The sequence below is a fragment of the Thiofilum flexile DSM 14609 genome (assembly GCF_000380185.1).
GTDB lineage: Bacteria > Pseudomonadota > Gammaproteobacteria > Thiotrichales > Thiotrichaceae > Thiofilum > Thiofilum flexile.
Genome location: NZ_KB904785.1, coordinates 1 through 16,419, shown reverse-complemented (window position 1 = coordinate 16,419; position 16,419 = coordinate 1). Strand labels below are relative to the sequence as shown.

Genomic DNA, 16,419 nt, shown 5'->3' with positions numbered 1-16,419 from the left:
TTACCCTTCAATAAGCATACGTTTACCCTTCAATAAACGTACATTTACCCTTCAAATAAATACATTGATTAACAAAGTACTTTGAAGTATATTATTAATTAGTGTTTCTCACCAAGCCATAAGCCAAATGAATAACTTAGTTGTAAAAGATAATGCGCTGATCAATGCCAGTTATAGCCTATCACTGGTGGAACAACGCCTTATCTTGCTTGCAATTATTGCTGCACGTAATGAGCGAAAAGTTATTGATGAAAAAACAAAGATTGCGGTTAGTGCTGATAGCTATATCAACCAGTTCGGAACACATAGAACAACGGCATATCAGGCACTAAAAGATGCTTGTAATAATCTTTTCAATAGGTACTTCACTTACCAAGAAAAGAACGGTGGCATTGCCACTATGAAAAGCCGTTGGGTTAGTAAGATAGGTTATGTTGATGAATTTGCAGTAGTAAAAATAACATTTGCACCCGATGTAATCCCATTGATAACCGAGCTTGAAAGTCGTTTTACTCAATACGAACTAGAGCAAGTAAGCAGTCTATCTAGTGTCTATGCTGTGCGATTATACGAGCTGCTGATTATGTGGCGTAGCACTGGCAAAACACCAATGATTGAACTGTATGAGCTTAGAAATAAAGTTGGTGTTTTAGATGGTGAGTATGCAGCAATGCATAACTTTAAAAAGCGTGTGATAGATGTCGCTTTAGAGCAAATCAACGAGCATACGGATATTACAGTCAGCTATGAACAGCACAAGCAGGGGCGTGTGATTGTAGGTTTCAGTTTTACGTTTAAGTTTAAAAAACCGCGCAAAACTACGAGCAACACGGCATTAGACACAAAACCTAGTACCAAAGCCGCACCAGATGAAAATGCACTGAAAAACGAGGCACTAAGCCAGTTTTTAGGGTATCAACAACAAGCAAAAATCCTCAATGAGTCCATTGAGCAATTAGCCACTGAAAAGGAGATCCAACGATTTAAAGAATACGGATTTATGAAATAGAGATTTATTAGCGCCCTACGCAAGTACGCCAATACGAGCGCAGGACTTCACTTAACGACAACACGTACATGGAGTCGATCAAATGCATGCGCATCTTAGCGTTTTACGTGCGATTACGCACACTCAAAATCTATTCTCACCCCCTACCCCTATTCTCACCTCTATTTTGGAGGTGGCCGCATGAGCCTTGTACACGCTTCAAACTCAGCCCTACCTTCCATCGTAGGTTATAGCGCCCTTGGCCTTGGGGTACTCAGTGCAGGCTCGTTACTCTTTGGTGGCCTGCCAATCATTAACGTGCAGGGGAGTGAGGTGGCCGACTTTGCCGCCTCCGCGCTTGCGGCTATTGGTGGGAGTGCCATCCTCAAATCACGCGAGCCTGTCGCGGCTTGGATGGGGCTAGGCATCATCGCCCTTGCCCTGACCTATGCCAATGTCTCAGTGGATACCCTGCAAGCTAGTCGGATGCTAGAAGCGGCTAAACAAGCGGCTACTCATAGCGTTGGTTATAGTGCTGCCAAAAATAGATACATTTTAGAAGGCAATGCAGGCCGTGGCAGTACCTCTACCCCTGTCACACCATGGCAAACGGTACGTCCGCTCAATGAGGCTGAAATAGCCGAATGTGTGGCCGGTACTCAAGACTGGACACGTACCCCCAAAGGCCGTCTCAATTGCTCTCTAGCGAGTGATGGCAAGCGTTACGTGTGGAGAGCTGCACCATGAGTAAATTAACCGCGTATCTCTCACCGCTATGGATTTGGGTTGTTATCTGGGGTCTGGTGATGAATGGGGCAATTCATACGCTGGCTCAGGCTATCACTGGAGAGAGCCTACCCGAATTAGCCTCGCTTTTCGGGAGTCAATGGGAACAATGGCGGGGGTTAGTGCTATGAATATAGAAAACCCCATTTTGACCCGCCTTGACCGGATTGAGGCACAAACGAGTGAGCTATTAGTACAAACCTTGCCAAGAATGCCGCCTTTATACGCCTGTTTGCTGGGCTTAACTGTGTTCACCGTAGTCGACTACACGCTTAAAACCCGTGATATTCCGGTGTTAAGCGCTGCCTATGAACAGCTAACCGACTACATAGGCAATCAAGCTGCGAGCCTAGGTGTGGCGATGAGTGACCTTATCGGGCATGTTGACCGTACCGCACCGCCTATTACCGCTAAAAACGCTATCCGTGGCTTGGATAGCCTGCAAACCTGTCGACTCCGAGTAGCTCTATTACGGCGTGAGTCCAGTGGCAACTATGCCCATACGGGCAATTGGGCGGGCTATATCGGTGGGTATCAGTTTGGAGCCGCTGCGCTGAATACCGTCGGCCTTATCCGACGCGATGCGCTCATGAATGCGCCTAAACGGGTCAGACAAGGCTTGCCACCAGAGCATATCAACTTCCTCAAAGATGACTCGAACTGGACTAGCGGCAACTATGCCTACTTTTTGCAGACTCCAGCACTGCAAGACGCGGCCTTTATCCGCTTGGCTAATACCAATGTCGTGGCAGGCTTTCGCTCTAGAGCCTTAAACCAAGGCAATCAAGAGCGCATCGCGGGCTATGTGGCGGCTGCCCACCTCAAGGGTAGCAGTGCTGCGAATAGCTGGTACTTACGAGGGAAGGATGACCACGATGGCAATGGCACCAAGGCCAGCACGTATGCCCAATTAGGTGAGCGGGCTATCAACCAGCGTACCGGATTATGTGGCGATAAATCGCTCATCGGTGGCCTACTCGACACCTTTACCCGCTAAAGCACGAAAACCCAAGAAACCTAGCCCGATACCCTCAAAAACCCCGACTTTTTAGAGTGCGGGGTTATAACGGACTTAGTGCGGGCTAGTTTTTAAGCAACTGAGGCTTAAAACCATGACACAGAACACCCAAAACAGCAGCCAAACCGTACAAGAAAAATTGCTGGCTGAACTCAAGAAATCCGATTTTAGAAACCAAAAAGGCCGTGAGGCTATCCATTGCCTAATTATTAGACCCTCTGCCGTGCATCTCATTAGCGATCACGTCAAGGCCAGCAATGGTGAACGAGAGCAGTATGTGAGCGGGCTACTCGCCCTGATTAATCACTATGATTGTGGTGCGCCGGTTGCCCTACGGGAAGTCTGTACCTTAGCGGCAACCCCTGACTTTAGCGCTAACCTGCTACAAACAAAATTGATTCCCTTGTTAGTAGAACTTGGCATTATCCTAAAACTCAGTGAGCGCTCGTATCAGTGGCAGATAGCCGAAAAGATTGGCCACAAGGCGAGCCTATGGGAGTACTTCAAGCCACTTTTGGATGTGGAGCACACCCAAGCCCTACGCAAACAACAGGCTAACGCGGCGAATGAAGCCCGTTTGTTGGAACTGGCACGTAAGCAAGCCCTACTCGCTCAAAGTCGAAAACAGGCCGCTATGCAAGCGTTAAACGCAGCTCAAGAAGCAGAGCGCCTAGCCGCCTCTTTACCAACTAGTCCAAAAACACGCTTGAGTGGGGTGAAAGCTAACCTTATGCCGCTATTGATCATGCTCTTACTCGGTGTCGTAGCTGTAGGGGGAATCCTGCAACCTGTGGGAACTCCGGCCAATAGCTCCCGTCCGCTAGCCCTGCAACCTAGTCCTACACCCTCTCTTCAATCTATCGAGCTAGGGAGTAATCACCCATGAAACCACTTGGTAAATTCAATCCTCACTCCATCATCCCCAGCTCTTACCCTGCTATGATCGGGTGTACAGGTACGGTACTCGGTACGCTAGCCCTCAGTGGCAGCGCACCGCTGGCCGTGGGTGCCTTGAGTGCGCTTTACTTGGCTAACCAGTACCGCACTCGTGACAGCAGAGACGGTTATCTCTTTGATAGCCCACTAGACGACCTGATCAAACAAGGGGCGATGGTGGCAGCGGTTAACGACTTGGTAACAGAGCGACTCCGTAAGGCCACCGGAAATAAAGACCTCACTGCGATTGAGTCTAGAAGTGCTCAATATCGGCTGTTTAAGGTCAGTACCGACAATCCGCAAGAGTTAGCTAAGGCATTGCCACGGGTCGCCAGTGTGCTCGGCCTTGCACCGGAAGAATTGGGATTTATCCCCACCGCTGGGCGTGACTTGAGTATCCTACTCGCACCGCTACCACGCAGCGAATGGCAAGCTGTATCCTTTGATGAAAGCCAGCTCAAAGCGGGTGAACTCATTGGCTACATTGGCCTCGATGTATTGGGGCAACCTGTCACCTATAACCGCAAACAAGCCCCGCATATGCTCATCTCAGGCACCACGGGAGCGGGTAAAACGGAAGCTATACGTGCAGATATTCACGCCATGCGCTTGAGTGGACTCAATCCAGAGATTTACATCATAGACGCAAAAGGCACCTTGAGACGCGAGCCTTGCCAACAGTTCACCAGCGACATGCAAGAAGGGCTAGACATCCTAAACACCATCAACCTACTCGCTAGAGAGCGCATGGCTGAGATAGTAAAGGCCGACTGTGACAATTGGTTCCAATACCAGCAAAAGGCACCAGAAACCGCACCTAAGCCGATTTTTGCGTATATCGATGAATACCCCCAGCTTAGGGTGGTAGCCGGTAAAGAAGCCACAGAATCAGCCTTAGGCGAGCTTTTAAGGGTACATAGGAGCGCGGGTGTCTTTATCACCTTGGGGATTCAAAAACCCAAGGCTGACCAGTTGCCCACTGAGCTTAGAGATATGCTAGACGTGCGCCTTGCCCTACGTGTACCGGACAAAGTGGCCTCTCTAGTAGCGATTGACGACACGGGAGCCGAGGGACTCGCTGGGGAAGGTGCGTTTTTGTTTCGAGTGGGGGGTAATAAACTGATTCAAGGCCGTGGGGTTATGCTGAAAAATACGGGACACTCACCACTACGTTAGTAATGATTTCTGCATGACTTATATGGCTTGCTCTCCGCAGCAGCTATTCAGGGCTTTTAAGAGGTCGTTACAGGCGCAATAGAGTGCTGTGATAATTTCTTCCATGGGAGTTATTGCTTAAGAGTTTTTGTTGTTGATAACACTTTAAACCATCCTCATAGGGGTTTTTCTAGCTTGTACAACTTGAGTTATAATCAAAATTCGGGTTGTAGATAACTCTCTCAAATGCTAAGTTACAGTTATGCTTTTTATTGTAAGGATGTTGATTTTTTTTGGTTTCATACAATTAGGATATTTTATAAAGCTCCAAAAGGTTATTGTATGCAATTTAAATACTTATTAAGTAAAGAAGATATTATTGATCATATTACTCTTAAAGAATATAAGTATGATATTTTAGATGTAAATATACTAGATATTAATATAAAAACATTAATTATAAAACCAATTATAAATAATAGCTTATATGAAATGCAACCAATAGTTCTTGAGTCAATAGATACTATAAAATATTTAATGGAAAAACTTTGGATAGCTCAAAGCAATAATGGCTATTATATAGATGAAAAAAATATTAGCTTAAAAAATCAAGTTGTTTTTTCAAAAATAATTGAATCAGTAAAATATCATTGCCCTAGTAATTTATTAGATGTTGGGTATGCTAATAGAAGCTTCTATGATTTTCTTAAAAAGAACGAATTAAACCCAAAGTATATTGGAGTTGATATTTTAGATTTTAACTATGATGATTTTGAAACAATACAGGCTAATGCTAATGCACTGCCATTTGATAAAAATTCTTTTGATTTAATTAATATGTCGCTTTTACTTCTCAATAGTATAGATCCATTTAGTATAATTAATGAAGCAGGTAAGGCTTTGAAGAAAAATGGTATGCTTTTAATTACTGATATAAATAGCAAATATTACAAGGCTAGTGGTGTCTATATTAAGAAATTAGATGAATGGGAGTTCATCAAGGTCATAGAAACTGAAGATATATTTTTTACAATAAAGACATTAGGTCGGAGAAAGTTTTTCTTTCATGCCTTTCATGAGTTTAATTTATACAGAAAAATACTGGAAAGTTTGAATTTTTTAGTTTTGGAAGATAAAGAATTTGGTTTGACAGAAGAAATAATAAGACCGATTTACTCTAAAAAAATTATAAAAAGCTTTTCAAGAGACTTAAAGTATCCTAGTTTTCATTTTTTAAAATCTCAAAAAATTATATAAAATTTATTCTCTTTAGATCTTCATGAAAAATATTCAAAGTAGATAAAATATCGCTAGTTTTTAATCCAATTTTCTCAAAATTAGGGGTAAATAATTTTCCATATTTTAATTTATAAATCTCTCTAATAAAGTGATTCAGATCATTTAATGTATGTTGGCAAAAATAAATATTTTTCAACAACTTAAAGCTTTTTAAATTTCTTATTTTAAAAATAATACTACAATCAATAGTATTATCTAGAGTCTTTCTATTGCTTAATCCAATAGCATTAAGAAAAGATCGCACATTTCTATAATTAAAAAAATGTGTTTCAGATGGAAGTGTTGTATGTGATTCAACTGCTTTAGCATTAGCAATAAAATAGCTTTCTCTTATAGAGTGTGCTACTTTTTTGTTGTTTATTAATTTTAGTTCATTTATTAATTTATATGTTTGAAATAATTCAAAATTTGAACTTAAATGAAGTGCTTTTTCCCTAGTATCATCATCTACACTGTATAACTTGCAAAACTCATCATCTAAAAAATTTAGAGCTACTGAGTGTCTAAAAAATTTATCAACAGAATGTTTTCTTCTTAAGAAAGAGGTATTAATTAGTACTTTATCAAGCTTTATCGCAGATTGTTTAGAGTTATTAGCTTTATAATGATAATATTCTACGTTATTGGCAGCTTTATTTTTCAATAACTCTTCTTGTCTAAGCATGAGGTATTCATAGTAACCGGAACAATTTTCTCTTAATGCGAAGGATACTAAAGGAGTGCGATCAGCATCATCACTCCACTTAAAGCAATCACTAAACTGATTATATAAATTAAAAATAATTTTGTTTTTTAGAGGTGCTGAGCCTTGTGCATATACCCTTTTAGCTAAAACTGTATAGTAGAAAAAATATAACTTATACGCTTTATAAGTAGCCTCTAAGTTTCTATTTGTTTCCAATGGTAAATTCCCATGTTCATTTATATCAAATTTATCTAAATATACGGATGGATAAAAATGGTTTGTATCGTAATCATCTTTAGTAAAAATATTATCTCCAAAATGAACATTTCCACCAGAGAAAACGACCCCATGATTTATATTTTTATTGGTCATTTTGATATATTATCTCCAAGATGAACATTTCCACCAGAGAAAATGACCCCATGATTTATATTTTTATTTACTGTTTTATCTTTATCTGTTTTCATTAGTGTCTCTAAAAGAAAGGTCAATTGCGTATTTTTTTCTAAAATATCATGTAAGTCCTTCTCAAATTGCATCTTATTATTAAATTTAATATGACTTATAAAGTTATCATAAGAAGCACCTAATGCTTTTTTGACTAAATCATAAAAAGCTCCTCCAGAAAGCGCACTCCAAACAAATATTGAAACTTCAGACATATTCATATTGAAAGCCCTCATCAAAACATAAATAAGACACGATTATATAAAATAAGTTCCATCTTTTATAAAAATGGTTAGATGTTCTGATTCTTATGTGAGGAGGCTTAAGGCTTTTTAATATTTTGTATAGCACCCCCTCTGTTCATCACATTATGTTGGGAGCCATTGCACAATTTGAGACAGAAATCCGCGCTGAGCGGCAAATGGATGGCATCCAAAAGGCAAAGGAACAGGGTACATGCTTTGGCGCAGGAAAAGCCTGACGAAGAAACAAATCATTGAACTTCAGGAGAAGAGGGGAAAGGGTGAGTTGATCAAAACGCTGATGAAAGACTATGATTTGTCAAAGACCAGCGTGTATCGCTACCTCACTTCTGCACCCGACACGGAGGTCGGGGAACTGGATTAGTCCGATTCGTGCTTTTGGGCAAAACACCCAAGTTGTGATCGAGGAGTTAGGAAAATCCTGTGGTTCTTTTGGTACCTTTGTGCAGATAGACCCCATATCCGTATTTTTATCCGTATTTATCCATAAATTAAGTTACGGAATCAACATTAGCATTAGCATGATCCAGTAAGCACGAAGCTGTCATGAGAGGCCATATGCTTTAAGTATTACGGGTAGGAAAGAAAGCATCTATTTGCATTTTATAGGCTTGCTCTACCCACTGAGGAATCTCAGTCGATAGCTCAGTGACTTGTCCTTGCTGTAAGGACATAACATGGTTATGGGGTTGATGGGTTTTAGAGTTGTCATAGATGAAGGCTAAGTCTGCATAGTGGGTAGCTTCAGCCACTAAGGGTAAAAGCCTGTCATAACGCTCTTTTACTTTGTCGATGGGGACATCGTGTCCACCCTCTTTAACTCTTTGCCTAATACGATGTAGCGCTAAATCCGCATCTTTTAATCCGACATGGATTAATAAAACGGTAAAACCTGCATTTTTGATCGTACTGACTAACTCGATTTTTGAGGGATGAGAGAAAACCGTTTCCGCAATAAAGGATTGTTTAGCTTTAATATGCTGTAGACGTGTTTGCTCTGCCCAAGCCTGAGCCTTTTTATCTTCTTCTAGATGGCCTGAGCGTCCAAAGGTTTGAGCCTGCCAAATATCGGCATTGATAAACGTAGGCATGGGATTGAGGTTCAATAGCTGAGGTAATGCGTTCTTTATGAATGTGGTTTTACCGGCTCCATTACCGCCTACGACCATAATAGCTAGTGGTTTTTGATCAGAATTTGTCATATTTCAACTGACTGAGTCGGTGGGGTAAACACGATATTGCCGCTCTCATCGAGTCCCCAGCCCCCTGTGTTAGCTAAATGATCTTTAGTAGCTTGTCGTGCGGGGTGGTTAGGATCACGGTTAAACGCTTCAAAATTTTTGAGAATTTCCTCAAAGGCTTCTTCATCTACTGCTACATGGGGAACTGAAAGCTTATCGCTACTCATGGTTTTGTCCTCTATTCAGGCCATGTGAAAGCCCATGTTAGGCTAACTCGCTTCAAGAGCCAATTACCCTATAACATCGATCTCTAGTCATAGGGCTATGTTAAAAGTACCAACTTTTGGTATAGTGTCCTGAATTACTTAAGGAGGGAATACCCATGCCTAGAAATACCTCGATTACCTTGGGTACACACTTTGAAGGCTTTGTTGATCAATTGGTGAATCAAGGTCATTACCATTCAGTCAGTGAAGTGATTCGTGCCGGATTGCGTTTACTAGAAGAGCAAGAGTTACGGGTACAGCAACTGCGTGAAGCTTTGATTGCAGGTGAGCAAAGTGGCGTAGCGGTCGCCTTTGATCGTCAGCACTTTACTAAAACCATGCGTCAAGAGCTGCAATCCTCATGATACCCACCTATAAACTCACACCCTTAGCGCTTGAAGATCTAAAAGCTATCTGGCGCTATGGGGCTGAAACATGGGGACTAGAGCAAACAGAAGCCTATGGTGAAAAGATCTTAGATACCTTTGAGTTTTTAGCAGAAAATCCGCAAGCGGGTCTTGCTATTGAACATATTCGTGCAGGGTATAAACGCCATCCGGTAGGATCACATTTGATCTTTTATCGTGTGGTTGAAAACTGTGTGGAGATCGTGCGGATTCTGCACCAGCGTATGGATACAGAACGACAGTTGAAGCATTAAATACAGGCTGTTTGTTGGTCGCCTATGGTGTTTGGAGAAAACTACAATATGGCTTTCTCCAAATATCATTTTCTATTATTTTTTAAGCTCTAGAGCAAACTTACCTCCTTGATCCGAGTTATGAATTTCAGCTTGCAGCGAAATAGAGGTTGAGGTAACAATGATGTAGGTTAGTAGACCTACTATAAAGACGGTTAGGCTTATGCTTCTGACAGTCATTTTTTTGAACTCCTAAAAAATCTTAAATGTTACAATCCACGCTAAATGAGTTTTGAGATGCGTTTCTTGTGGGTGTTACTGTGCCTCACTAAATGGTGGTAGCCATTAATAGCCAGTTTTAGCCTTTACCATTTTGATTTTTCAAAAAAGAAAACTCTAGAACCAAGCCTCCGACAAGCCCGTTGCTGGAGATTGGGTTATAAGTTACCCACGGGCATTCTACAGATAGAAAGAAGAATCGAATTCTGCTAGATCAATGTTTTCAGAGTAAAAATAATTTAACTCTCAACTCTAGATTTTATTGATTAACTAAGAAGGCAGCTTGTTCTTTAACAAGAGAGTCTCTTGCTTGTCCTTGTACCTCTTTCAAAAGCTCCTCATAGCTCTCTTTAGCCGCTTGATATTCTGCTGAGGTGAGTGGTCGGGTCAGCTCCTGCTCGACCTGTTGAGCCGCCTTAGTCGGATCATGGCCTTGGTAGAGTAAGCCCTCACGACTAAAAATACGCACCTGATCAGCCTGAGCAGTGACTTGTGCTACGTTTTGAGCAAGCTGTTCGACGGTTTGATCATGAGAGGCTTTCGGGGTAAAGCGTGGGCTTAAACCCTCTCGCTTCATCTCAGTATAGCGATTCAATGTACTAGTCCATGACACCTCCTTAGGGCATGTACTAAGCAACACCTCGGTTTGATACCCGGCTGCTTTTAATATTTGCAGCGTGGCTAAGGGTGTTTCTGCGGTGCGAAAGGTGCCTTCTATGGTAAGGTTAAAGCGCTGTTCTACACCATACTGCAAGGCTTGTTGCACCATTGCGCCCACAAAAGCAGCGGTATGATTAGCGGCTTCTAAGCCGAATTGCTGTGCAATAGCTTTGAATTGCGGGTGTAAGGGGCGAAACTCATCGGCATTAAGCACCGCAATATTGCCTTGTTGCTCTTGGGCGGCATGTTTTAAAAGCTGAGATTTACCCGCACCCGGCTGTCCACCTAGGACATAACCTTTAGGCTGAGTAACAGGTGTTAAATACTTGAAGGTGGGTAGGACTTTGTGAGTAAAAAGAGTCGCTAAGGTCTGCTCATCCAATATCATGATGCCACCTGACCTTGAGTGGCCACTGTCTGCAAGCGTGGAGTCCCTAAGTACTTAACATGATAAGGCTCTGACCACTGCCACCATTGAGCACGTTCTAACTCAGAAGGATCCGTCATATACAAGTAGGTGCGGTACTGGAGCAAGGTATCTAGTTCTTGATCGAGTGCAAGACTAGGTTGTCCTTCTGCTAAATGACGATTGCCTGCAATATACTGGCTCAAGGCTTCAATCATTACGTCCTTTTGCATGAGAGTACACATACTAATCTCCTTTTTTAGACCTCAGTTGACAGCGTAAATGACACCCCGATATTTTTGTTAAATATAGAGCTTGAACATTTATAATAATTTTACTTTCTCAGCAATAAGCGCTTGAGTGCTCTTAATCTCATTAATCAACTCAGTAATATTATAATCGCCATCGTATTTTTCAGAAAATATACTTTTTAATAATCCGCCTAAACGTCCTAAATCACCTCTTAATTTGGCTAATTCAGTGATCGCTTGCTTATCTACCGTTGAGGCGGGTTTATAGTTCATACCCAAACGCCTTAAATACTCCGGTACGGTCAAACTACAATTAGCAGCACCCTCTTTTATTTTAGCCTGCTCTTCTTCATTGACTCGAACCATGATTTTATTAGGTCGTGCTCTGGTATTGGTGCCTGATCGGGTTTTAGTCGTGCGAGTCAATGCCATGTTTATCTACCTGTGGGTGATTCACTAACAGCTTATGTTAACACGGTTAGATGCTCATCCTTCTTGTTCTCTGTCCTCCCTCCCCATGTTGAGCCAAAGGCGAATAAGTAACCTGTGTTTGCTCACCCCACCGCTTGCGCGGGGTAGCAAACACCTATCTTGCCATACTTCAAAAAATTGAAGCTAAGATATAGTTAAGACATAACTACGATATAGCTAAGACATAGTTAAGACAAATCTTGCTACTAATGAATAGTTACGATACAGTTAATAGATAGCTACTATATAGCTAAGCTAAAACTAATATATAGTTAAGATAAATCTTATTGCTAATGGATAGTTACGATATAGTTAATAGATAGCTACGATATAACTAATCTTTAGTGAATATATAGCTACGATATAGTTAACCATTAAGTATTAACCAAATTGAGGGCAATTGATGAAGGAATTAGAGCAAATAAGAGAGCAAACAGAGAGGCTGTCACTACCTAACTCAAAGAACAAACCTCGCTTGTATATTAATATTATGCTTCCTTATATTGAGCAAGCATTACAAATAGGTGTTTTTAAGAAAGACATATGGAGAATACTAGTTGAGTTAGGTATTTTCGGTAAAAATTCTTATCCTAGTTTTTTAATCATACTAAAGAAAGCTCAAAACAATAAAGCAGAGCCAGAAGCAAAACCCGTATTAGCTGCTAAAACACCAGTAGCTAACAAACCAGAACCTAAAAAAGAGGAGGCTAAGCCAAAAACGGAACCAGAAAAAAAACCTCATGAACCTATATGGGCAACCGATAAAGACGCTAAACCTTCTTTTGTCTATAATCCTATTCCTGATCCCAGCAAACTATTTTAGGAGATATACCAAACAAGGATTTATTTAATGCCTTAAATTTCTACTATATTGTGAGTTATTAGACAGCTAAAAAGTGGCTATCAATCGTGTCCACTATCTACATTTTTCTAAGTGAGTAGCTCACTACTCTACCTATCCACCTAGTAGACACTTATTCAAACAACTTTGCGTGTGTACCAATCCGCGTTAATACAACCTCCTCCTCTATCACTCGATAGATTACCAACATATCCCCCCCAATATGAAACTCTCTAAAGTCGCTCCACTCACCCAACAGCGCATGATCTTTTGATTCTTCTGGTAAGGGATCACCCTTGCGTAACACACTCAAAAAGTAGATGAGCTTATCGAACTGTGAATCAGCAAGGGTTAGGCTTCTGAAATCTTTGATAAATAGCCGATGACGTTTCAGTTTCATTTCAGCTCTTCAATTTTGAAATCATCAATATTTTTACCCTCTCTAACCTCCCGCATGGCCTGAACAGTTTCGGCATTGGGTAGCTTTACCTCAAAGGGTAGCCCTCTGGTTTGAACAATCATGGTGGTGAAAATATTGACAGCATCGGAGAAATTCATGCCCAGCTTTTCAAGAATCGCTTTTGCTTGAATCAATGTCTCTTCGTCAATTCTCATGCTAGTTTGAACTTTCATACTATTACCTCTTATCTTTGTGATTCATTGTATAGCATAAGAATCACCTTCGCATAGTCGCTATTGGCTAAGGCTTTTCAAAAACCTATCTACCATAGCCACCTTGATATGCTCTAACCATCTAATAGGGGTACACCCGAATTTTTCAGATAGAAGTGTCAGAATCACTATCAAAACCCTATCTAAATAGGGTTACTTTTAATTATTAGATGACATATTCTAATAATATCTAGTACCTAATTAGAGGATTTATTACTAATGGCATTAGTAGGCTATGCACGCGTTTCAACGCCTGAGCAGCATTTTGAAATTCAGGAGGAGCGTTTAAAACAAGCAGGTTGCACTAAAATTTTTAGCGAGAAATGCAGTGGTATATCTCAGCAAGGTCGTACTGAATTAGAAAGATGCTTAGATTATATCCGTGAGGATGACACCTTGGTGATTACCAAGATTGATCGACTAGCCCGTAGTGCGCGTGACCTACACAATCTAGTGTATGATTTGGAACAACAAAATATTTCGCTATTAGTTTTAGATCAAAACATTGATACAGGCACCCCTCATGGCAAAGCCTTCCTAGGTATGTTGGCTATCTTTGCTGAGTTTGAAGCGGATATCCGTAAAGAGCGTCAATTAGAAGGCATCGCTAAAGCCAAAGAAAAAGGCGTGTATAAAGGGCGCAAAGCCACGGCACAGGCTAAAAAGGCGGAAATAGAAGCTTTGTTGAGTGCTGGACTATCTAAACCAGCGATTGCTAAGCAGTTGGGCATATCGGTAGCGAGTGTCTATAACGTGATCAAGACTATCCGCTCTTAATCAAGAATAAGTGCAAAAACCTTGTATCCTAGTGATTATTATTTCACCATGCGCCACACTATTTCACTACCAGAACCCATGAGCCACTCTGTCGAGGGGCAAGGTTTTGATCGTTTTAGGAGTCATCATCCCGACATTACCCCGATGTTTTAAGCGTTTGATAGGGTGAGCCATGTTCTTACTGTCTGGTTTGAGCTATTATGTACGGTATAAAACCGTATAGAGGCTAATAAAATGGCTACCGAATCCTTAGAACGCTTTGATATTCGCTTACCTGCAAGTGCTAAACAAATGCTACTCATGGCGGCTGAACTCAATGGTAGTTCGCTTACCGCCTTAATCATCAGTGCCGCAATGGATAAAGCCCGCGAGATTGTGCAGGCTAATCAGATGTTGACGTTAAATCTAGAGGATTGGGAACGCTTCACTGCCAGTTTAGATAACCCGCCTCCCCCCAATACTGCCCTTAAACAAGCATGGCAAGAGTATCAAGCAGCGGATATTCATGAATGAGAATAGAGCTATTTGATGCTAAACAGCATGAGCGCAAAGGGTTTGATTCGGGTAATCCCGCCCTCAATGAGTATTTGCAAAAGTATTTAGCTCAAGGGGTAAAAAAACACCTGATTCGTGCTTATGTCGCTTTAGAGGATAGCGGGCGCTTGATTGGCTATTACACATTATCAGCAGCCTCGATAAGCTGTGCTGATTTGCCCCCCGATATGGCTAAGGGTTTACCATGTTACCCTATCCCTGCTCTATTGATTGGTCGTATGGCCACCGATACCCAAGCGCGTGAACAAGGGCTAAAAGTAGGCTCAAAACTCTTGATTCATGCGTGTAAGCAGGTGCTAAAGGTTGCTGATACTGCTGGCGTTTTATGTGTTGTAGTCGATGCCAAACCCGAAGCAGTCTCCTTTTATGAGCGCTTTGGTTTTATGCGTCTAAAGCAAGAGGATAATTTACGCCTATATCTACCTGTAGCTACCTTGCAAGGTTTACTAGGGACTGGTGAACCCAGCTAGTACTAGCTTTCTTTATTGCCTAGATACACTTACTGATCTACCCCATCAAAAGTGGACACATCAAGCAGCAAGTTATTGGTAAAAATCCGCTTCACATTGTATCGGACTTTTACCACTAGCTCATTTCCTAGTCTGTCCTTTTTTTGATGGAGTAGACCATAAATCAATATGATATTTTATTTCGACAGCAGGCTCTTACTCCACCTTTATCGATGCATTGAGAAACAGCTTTATTGATTGCATGATTTAATGTCTGAGCAACGCCAACGCCTGTAACTCCCGTTATGGAGCAGTATGAGAGTGCTGCATGATAAGAATCCGAGATTCTAGCACGGCTTCTACAACAGCTTGGGACACCTCCATTACCTATACAGTTATTTATAGCTACATTTAAAGCATCTGAGCGCGTCAATTTATTTTGAGCGTAACCAACCGCATGGGTTGCTCTGCAAAAGGATGTTGCTGAGTAAACTATATAGGCGTGAGCTGTAGAGGTGATGAAAAATTGAAAACCTATTATGGAAATCAATAAAAAAAGATATTTTTTCATAGCTTCCTCCTTGACAAAGATCAGTAGATTTACTGAATGAAATGATTACAGATATTTTGTCAGCTACTGTTTTTTTAGTTTAGTACAATAAATGAGCATTTGCTGATTATTTGGAATTAAATGTAAATCTTATTTTAATTTTACAGACATCTAACCCATAATCAGACCCCATTATTTTTTGATGGATTACCTTCCTCTACTCTCTGAAACCCTGCTACAAAGCCATTCTGCTGCATAGAAAATCTTTCACTCACCCACAAACTAATCAGCTTATTTCCGGCTCCCCTCAATCAATACCTCAACCGGCTCAATCACTGCCCGTAATGAATTTTCTCATTGGCTCACCTGTTGTTAAAACATGCCTTGATCTACTACTGATGCGGTAAAAAGGTTTTTGAGGTTTGCTTGGTGAGAATTCCTAGTTGGCGTCTAGCCATATCATTGAGACGCTGTAACCGCTCAGAAGGAAATTAATAAGCTCAGCATTCATGCTTTCTAAATTAGCCAAAATCAATAGCTGCTCTAGAGAGGCATAGTCACACATATTACCCTCTAAATCAGGATTTGATTCACGCCATTGTTTAGCTGTTTAAGCCTGCTTGACTTCTAATTGTGGCGGATTCGCCATAATTAAAACTCGGATTGTAGATACTCTCCCAAACTCCCAAGAACTCGACCATGTTGCGGTTAAAACAGTTCCATACAGCCATCTATACGCTGCAAGTTAGCAAAGACCTTTGCTGCACCCTCAACACATCTAACGCATTACCCTAATCATATAACCTATATGTACTCATGTACTCATGTACTCATGTACTCATGT

Annotated in this window: 25 protein-coding genes; 15 read left to right on the top strand and 10 right to left on the bottom strand. The window is 41.3% G+C overall.

The annotated features are described in order from the left end of the window. Nucleotides 1–127: 127 nt before the first annotated feature. From repM to A3IK_RS0113605, 7 genes are all read left to right on the top strand, one after another. The gene (gene repM / locus A3IK_RS0113640; RefSeq protein ID WP_020560541.1) at nucleotides 128–1,009 is read left to right on the top strand and encodes a replication initiation protein RepM; all 882 of its coding nucleotides are present in this window, start codon (nucleotides 128–130) and stop codon (nucleotides 1,007–1,009) included. Between the two features lie 180 nt (nucleotides 1,010–1,189). Then, the gene (locus tag A3IK_RS0113630) at nucleotides 1,190–1,735 is read left to right on the top strand and encodes a hypothetical protein (protein WP_020560539.1); all 546 of its coding nucleotides are present in this window, start codon (nucleotides 1,190–1,192) and stop codon (nucleotides 1,733–1,735) included. After that, nucleotides 1,732–1,905, top strand: coding sequence for a hypothetical protein (locus A3IK_RS21375; protein WP_020560538.1), 174 nt, complete (start codon nucleotides 1,732–1,734; stop codon nucleotides 1,903–1,905). Before A3IK_RS0113630 ends, A3IK_RS21375 begins: the two co-directional genes overlap by 4 nt. After that, on the top strand, nucleotides 1,902–2,771 hold the full coding sequence (locus A3IK_RS0113620; RefSeq protein ID WP_020560537.1) for a hypothetical protein: 870 nt from the start codon (nucleotides 1,902–1,904) through the stop codon (nucleotides 2,769–2,771). Before A3IK_RS21375 ends, A3IK_RS0113620 begins: the two co-directional genes overlap by 4 nt. Nucleotides 2,772–2,886: 115 nt before the next feature. Continuing rightward, complete coding sequence (locus A3IK_RS0113615; protein WP_020560536.1) at nucleotides 2,887–3,678, top strand: hypothetical protein; 792 nt, start codon at nucleotides 2,887–2,889, stop codon at nucleotides 3,676–3,678. Beyond that, nucleotides 3,675–4,904: an FtsK/SpoIIIE domain-containing protein gene (locus tag A3IK_RS0113610; RefSeq protein WP_020560535.1), complete on the top strand. Its 1,230-nt coding sequence runs from the start codon at nucleotides 3,675–3,677 to the stop codon at nucleotides 4,902–4,904. Before A3IK_RS0113615 ends, A3IK_RS0113610 begins: the two co-directional genes overlap by 4 nt. A 321-nt stretch (nucleotides 4,905–5,225) precedes the next feature. Next, on the top strand, nucleotides 5,226–6,140 hold the full coding sequence (locus A3IK_RS0113605; protein ID WP_020560534.1) for a methyltransferase domain-containing protein: 915 nt from the start codon (nucleotides 5,226–5,228) through the stop codon (nucleotides 6,138–6,140). Here the strand turns inward: A3IK_RS0113605 and A3IK_RS0113600 are convergent. Then, complete coding sequence (locus A3IK_RS0113600) at nucleotides 6,133–7,239, bottom strand: hypothetical protein (RefSeq protein WP_020560533.1); 1,107 nt, start codon at nucleotides 7,237–7,239, stop codon at nucleotides 6,133–6,135. The genes A3IK_RS0113605 and A3IK_RS0113600 overlap by 8 nt on opposite strands. Further along, nucleotides 7,236–7,535: a hypothetical protein gene (locus A3IK_RS0113595; RefSeq protein ID WP_020560532.1), complete on the bottom strand. Its 300-nt coding sequence runs from the start codon at nucleotides 7,533–7,535 to the stop codon at nucleotides 7,236–7,238. The genes A3IK_RS0113600 and A3IK_RS0113595 overlap by 4 nt, the downstream gene beginning before the upstream one ends. A gap of 149 nt (nucleotides 7,536–7,684) precedes the next feature. Between A3IK_RS0113595 and A3IK_RS21920 the strand changes: the two genes are divergently transcribed. Together A3IK_RS21920 and A3IK_RS20910 are read left to right on the top strand one after the other, a co-directional pair. Then, nucleotides 7,685–7,795 carry a hypothetical protein gene (locus tag A3IK_RS21920; RefSeq protein ID WP_425425438.1) on the top strand — a complete coding sequence of 37 codons (111 nt, stop codon included), beginning with the start codon at nucleotides 7,685–7,687 and terminating at the stop codon, nucleotides 7,793–7,795. Beyond that, nucleotides 7,771–7,941 carry a helix-turn-helix domain-containing protein gene (locus A3IK_RS20910; protein ID WP_020560531.1) on the top strand — a complete coding sequence of 57 codons (171 nt, stop codon included), beginning with the start codon at nucleotides 7,771–7,773 and terminating at the stop codon, nucleotides 7,939–7,941. Before A3IK_RS21920 ends, A3IK_RS20910 begins: the two co-directional genes overlap by 25 nt. A gap of 199 nt (nucleotides 7,942–8,140) precedes the next feature. On the opposite strand, the gene A3IK_RS19500 is transcribed toward A3IK_RS20910, so the two are convergent. Both A3IK_RS19500 and A3IK_RS0113580 read right to left on the bottom strand, forming a co-directional pair. Then, nucleotides 8,141–8,779: an ATPase gene (locus tag A3IK_RS19500; protein ID WP_020560530.1), complete on the bottom strand. Its 639-nt coding sequence runs from the start codon at nucleotides 8,777–8,779 to the stop codon at nucleotides 8,141–8,143. After that, nucleotides 8,776–8,985: a hypothetical protein gene (locus A3IK_RS0113580; protein WP_020560529.1), complete on the bottom strand. Its 210-nt coding sequence runs from the start codon at nucleotides 8,983–8,985 to the stop codon at nucleotides 8,776–8,778. The genes A3IK_RS19500 and A3IK_RS0113580 overlap by 4 nt, the downstream gene beginning before the upstream one ends. 155 nt (nucleotides 8,986–9,140) lie before the next feature. On the opposite strand from A3IK_RS0113580, the gene A3IK_RS0113575 reads away from it, so the two are divergent. Both A3IK_RS0113575 and A3IK_RS0113570 read left to right on the top strand, forming a co-directional pair. Next, on the top strand, nucleotides 9,141–9,389 hold the full coding sequence (locus A3IK_RS0113575; RefSeq protein WP_020560528.1) for a type II toxin-antitoxin system ParD family antitoxin: 249 nt from the start codon (nucleotides 9,141–9,143) through the stop codon (nucleotides 9,387–9,389). Then, the gene (locus A3IK_RS0113570; protein WP_020560527.1) at nucleotides 9,386–9,685 is read left to right on the top strand and encodes a type II toxin-antitoxin system RelE/ParE family toxin; all 300 of its coding nucleotides are present in this window, start codon (nucleotides 9,386–9,388) and stop codon (nucleotides 9,683–9,685) included. Before A3IK_RS0113575 ends, A3IK_RS0113570 begins: the two co-directional genes overlap by 4 nt. Before the next feature lie 517 nt (nucleotides 9,686–10,202). On the opposite strand, the gene A3IK_RS19495 is transcribed toward A3IK_RS0113570, so the two are convergent. From A3IK_RS19495 to A3IK_RS19490, 3 genes are all read right to left on the bottom strand, one after another. After that, nucleotides 10,203–10,991, bottom strand: coding sequence for a zeta toxin family protein (locus A3IK_RS19495; protein WP_020560525.1), 789 nt, complete (start codon nucleotides 10,989–10,991; stop codon nucleotides 10,203–10,205). Continuing rightward, a complete protein-coding gene (locus tag A3IK_RS0113555; RefSeq protein ID WP_020560524.1) occupies nucleotides 10,988–11,254 on the bottom strand; it encodes a hypothetical protein in 267 nt (88 codons plus the stop codon). Before A3IK_RS0113555 ends, A3IK_RS19495 begins: the two co-directional genes overlap by 4 nt. Before the next feature lie 78 nt (nucleotides 11,255–11,332). Continuing rightward, the gene (locus A3IK_RS19490; protein WP_020560523.1) at nucleotides 11,333–11,692 is read right to left on the bottom strand and encodes a plasmid mobilization protein; all 360 of its coding nucleotides are present in this window, start codon (nucleotides 11,690–11,692) and stop codon (nucleotides 11,333–11,335) included. Between the two features lie 442 nt (nucleotides 11,693–12,134). Here A3IK_RS19490 and A3IK_RS0113545 point away from each other — a divergent pair, with 442 nt between their 5' ends. Beyond that, nucleotides 12,135–12,554 carry a hypothetical protein gene (locus A3IK_RS0113545; RefSeq protein ID WP_020560522.1) on the top strand — a complete coding sequence of 140 codons (420 nt, stop codon included), beginning with the start codon at nucleotides 12,135–12,137 and terminating at the stop codon, nucleotides 12,552–12,554. Nucleotides 12,555–12,705: 151 nt separating this feature from the next. Here A3IK_RS0113545 and A3IK_RS0113540 read toward each other — a convergent pair whose 3' ends face one another. Further along, nucleotides 12,706–12,972, bottom strand: a complete 267-nt coding sequence (locus tag A3IK_RS0113540; RefSeq protein ID WP_020560521.1) for a type II toxin-antitoxin system YafQ family toxin — start codon at nucleotides 12,970–12,972, stop codon at nucleotides 12,706–12,708. Continuing rightward, a complete protein-coding gene (locus tag A3IK_RS0113535; RefSeq protein WP_020560520.1) occupies nucleotides 12,969–13,205 on the bottom strand; it encodes a type II toxin-antitoxin system RelB/DinJ family antitoxin in 237 nt (78 codons plus the stop codon). The genes A3IK_RS0113540 and A3IK_RS0113535 overlap by 4 nt, the downstream gene beginning before the upstream one ends. 258 nt (nucleotides 13,206–13,463) lie before the next feature. On the opposite strand from A3IK_RS0113535, the gene A3IK_RS0113530 reads away from it, so the two are divergent. The 3 genes from A3IK_RS0113530 to A3IK_RS0113520 all read left to right on the top strand — a co-directional run bounded on the left by A3IK_RS0113530 (nucleotide 13,464) and on the right by A3IK_RS0113520 (nucleotide 15,046). Then, nucleotides 13,464–14,021: a recombinase family protein gene (locus A3IK_RS0113530; protein WP_020560519.1), complete on the top strand. Its 558-nt coding sequence runs from the start codon at nucleotides 13,464–13,466 to the stop codon at nucleotides 14,019–14,021. 234 nt (nucleotides 14,022–14,255) lie between these two features. Next, a complete protein-coding gene (locus tag A3IK_RS0113525) occupies nucleotides 14,256–14,534 on the top strand; it encodes a type II toxin-antitoxin system TacA family antitoxin (protein ID WP_020560518.1) in 279 nt (92 codons plus the stop codon). Further along, entirely contained in the window at nucleotides 14,531–15,046 is a 516-nt protein-coding gene (locus tag A3IK_RS0113520; protein ID WP_020560517.1) for a GNAT family N-acetyltransferase, read from the top strand. Before A3IK_RS0113525 ends, A3IK_RS0113520 begins: the two co-directional genes overlap by 4 nt. A gap of 163 nt (nucleotides 15,047–15,209) precedes the next feature. Here the strand turns inward: A3IK_RS0113520 and A3IK_RS21185 are convergent, their stop codons facing one another. After that, on the bottom strand, nucleotides 15,210–15,596 hold the full coding sequence (locus A3IK_RS21185; RefSeq protein WP_110690461.1) for a DUF4189 domain-containing protein: 387 nt from the start codon (nucleotides 15,594–15,596) through the stop codon (nucleotides 15,210–15,212). Nucleotides 15,597–16,419: the final 823 nt, after the last annotated feature.

What these genes read in the sequence shown, in the direction of transcription:
- A3IK_RS21185 (WP_110690461.1), bottom strand. Translation starts at nt 15,596, where the DNA reads ATGAAAAAATATCTTTTTTTATTGATTTCCATAATAGGTTTTCAATTT.
- A3IK_RS20910 (WP_020560531.1), top strand. Translation starts at nt 7,771, where the DNA reads ATGCTTTGGCGCAGGAAAAGCCTGACGAAGAAACAAATCATTGAACTT.
- A3IK_RS0113520 (WP_020560517.1), top strand. Translation starts at nt 14,531, where the DNA reads ATGAGAATAGAGCTATTTGATGCTAAACAGCATGAGCGCAAAGGGTTT.
- A3IK_RS0113525 (WP_020560518.1), top strand. Translation starts at nt 14,256, where the DNA reads ATGGCTACCGAATCCTTAGAACGCTTTGATATTCGCTTACCTGCAAGT.
- A3IK_RS21920 (WP_425425438.1), top strand. Translation starts at nt 7,685, where the DNA reads ATGTTGGGAGCCATTGCACAATTTGAGACAGAAATCCGCGCTGAGCGG.
- A3IK_RS21375 (WP_020560538.1), top strand. Translation starts at nt 1,732, where the DNA reads ATGAGTAAATTAACCGCGTATCTCTCACCGCTATGGATTTGGGTTGTT.
- A3IK_RS0113620 (WP_020560537.1), top strand. Translation starts at nt 1,902, where the DNA reads ATGAATATAGAAAACCCCATTTTGACCCGCCTTGACCGGATTGAGGCA.
- repM (WP_020560541.1), top strand. Translation starts at nt 128, where the DNA reads ATGAATAACTTAGTTGTAAAAGATAATGCGCTGATCAATGCCAGTTAT.
- A3IK_RS19495 (WP_020560525.1), bottom strand. Translation starts at nt 10,991, where the DNA reads ATGATATTGGATGAGCAGACCTTAGCGACTCTTTTTACTCACAAAGTC.
- A3IK_RS19500 (WP_020560530.1), bottom strand. Translation starts at nt 8,779, where the DNA reads ATGACAAATTCTGATCAAAAACCACTAGCTATTATGGTCGTAGGCGGT.
- A3IK_RS0113580 (WP_020560529.1), bottom strand. Translation starts at nt 8,985, where the DNA reads ATGAGTAGCGATAAGCTTTCAGTTCCCCATGTAGCAGTAGATGAAGAA.
- A3IK_RS0113615 (WP_020560536.1), top strand. Translation starts at nt 2,887, where the DNA reads ATGACACAGAACACCCAAAACAGCAGCCAAACCGTACAAGAAAAATTG.
- A3IK_RS19490 (WP_020560523.1), bottom strand. Translation starts at nt 11,692, where the DNA reads ATGGCATTGACTCGCACGACTAAAACCCGATCAGGCACCAATACCAGA.
- A3IK_RS0113570 (WP_020560527.1), top strand. Translation starts at nt 9,386, where the DNA reads ATGATACCCACCTATAAACTCACACCCTTAGCGCTTGAAGATCTAAAA.
- A3IK_RS0113595 (WP_020560532.1), bottom strand. Translation starts at nt 7,535, where the DNA reads ATGAATATGTCTGAAGTTTCAATATTTGTTTGGAGTGCGCTTTCTGGA.
- A3IK_RS0113545 (WP_020560522.1), top strand. Translation starts at nt 12,135, where the DNA reads ATGAAGGAATTAGAGCAAATAAGAGAGCAAACAGAGAGGCTGTCACTA.
- A3IK_RS0113630 (WP_020560539.1), top strand. Translation starts at nt 1,190, where the DNA reads ATGAGCCTTGTACACGCTTCAAACTCAGCCCTACCTTCCATCGTAGGT.
- A3IK_RS0113605 (WP_020560534.1), top strand. Translation starts at nt 5,226, where the DNA reads ATGCAATTTAAATACTTATTAAGTAAAGAAGATATTATTGATCATATT.
- A3IK_RS0113575 (WP_020560528.1), top strand. Translation starts at nt 9,141, where the DNA reads ATGCCTAGAAATACCTCGATTACCTTGGGTACACACTTTGAAGGCTTT.
- A3IK_RS0113600 (WP_020560533.1), bottom strand. Translation starts at nt 7,239, where the DNA reads ATGACCAATAAAAATATAAATCATGGGGTCGTTTTCTCTGGTGGAAAT.
- A3IK_RS0113535 (WP_020560520.1), bottom strand. Translation starts at nt 13,205, where the DNA reads ATGAAAGTTCAAACTAGCATGAGAATTGACGAAGAGACATTGATTCAA.
- A3IK_RS0113530 (WP_020560519.1), top strand. Translation starts at nt 13,464, where the DNA reads ATGGCATTAGTAGGCTATGCACGCGTTTCAACGCCTGAGCAGCATTTT.
- A3IK_RS0113555 (WP_020560524.1), bottom strand. Translation starts at nt 11,254, where the DNA reads ATGTGTACTCTCATGCAAAAGGACGTAATGATTGAAGCCTTGAGCCAG.
- A3IK_RS0113610 (WP_020560535.1), top strand. Translation starts at nt 3,675, where the DNA reads ATGAAACCACTTGGTAAATTCAATCCTCACTCCATCATCCCCAGCTCT.
- A3IK_RS0113540 (WP_020560521.1), bottom strand. Translation starts at nt 12,972, where the DNA reads ATGAAACTGAAACGTCATCGGCTATTTATCAAAGATTTCAGAAGCCTA.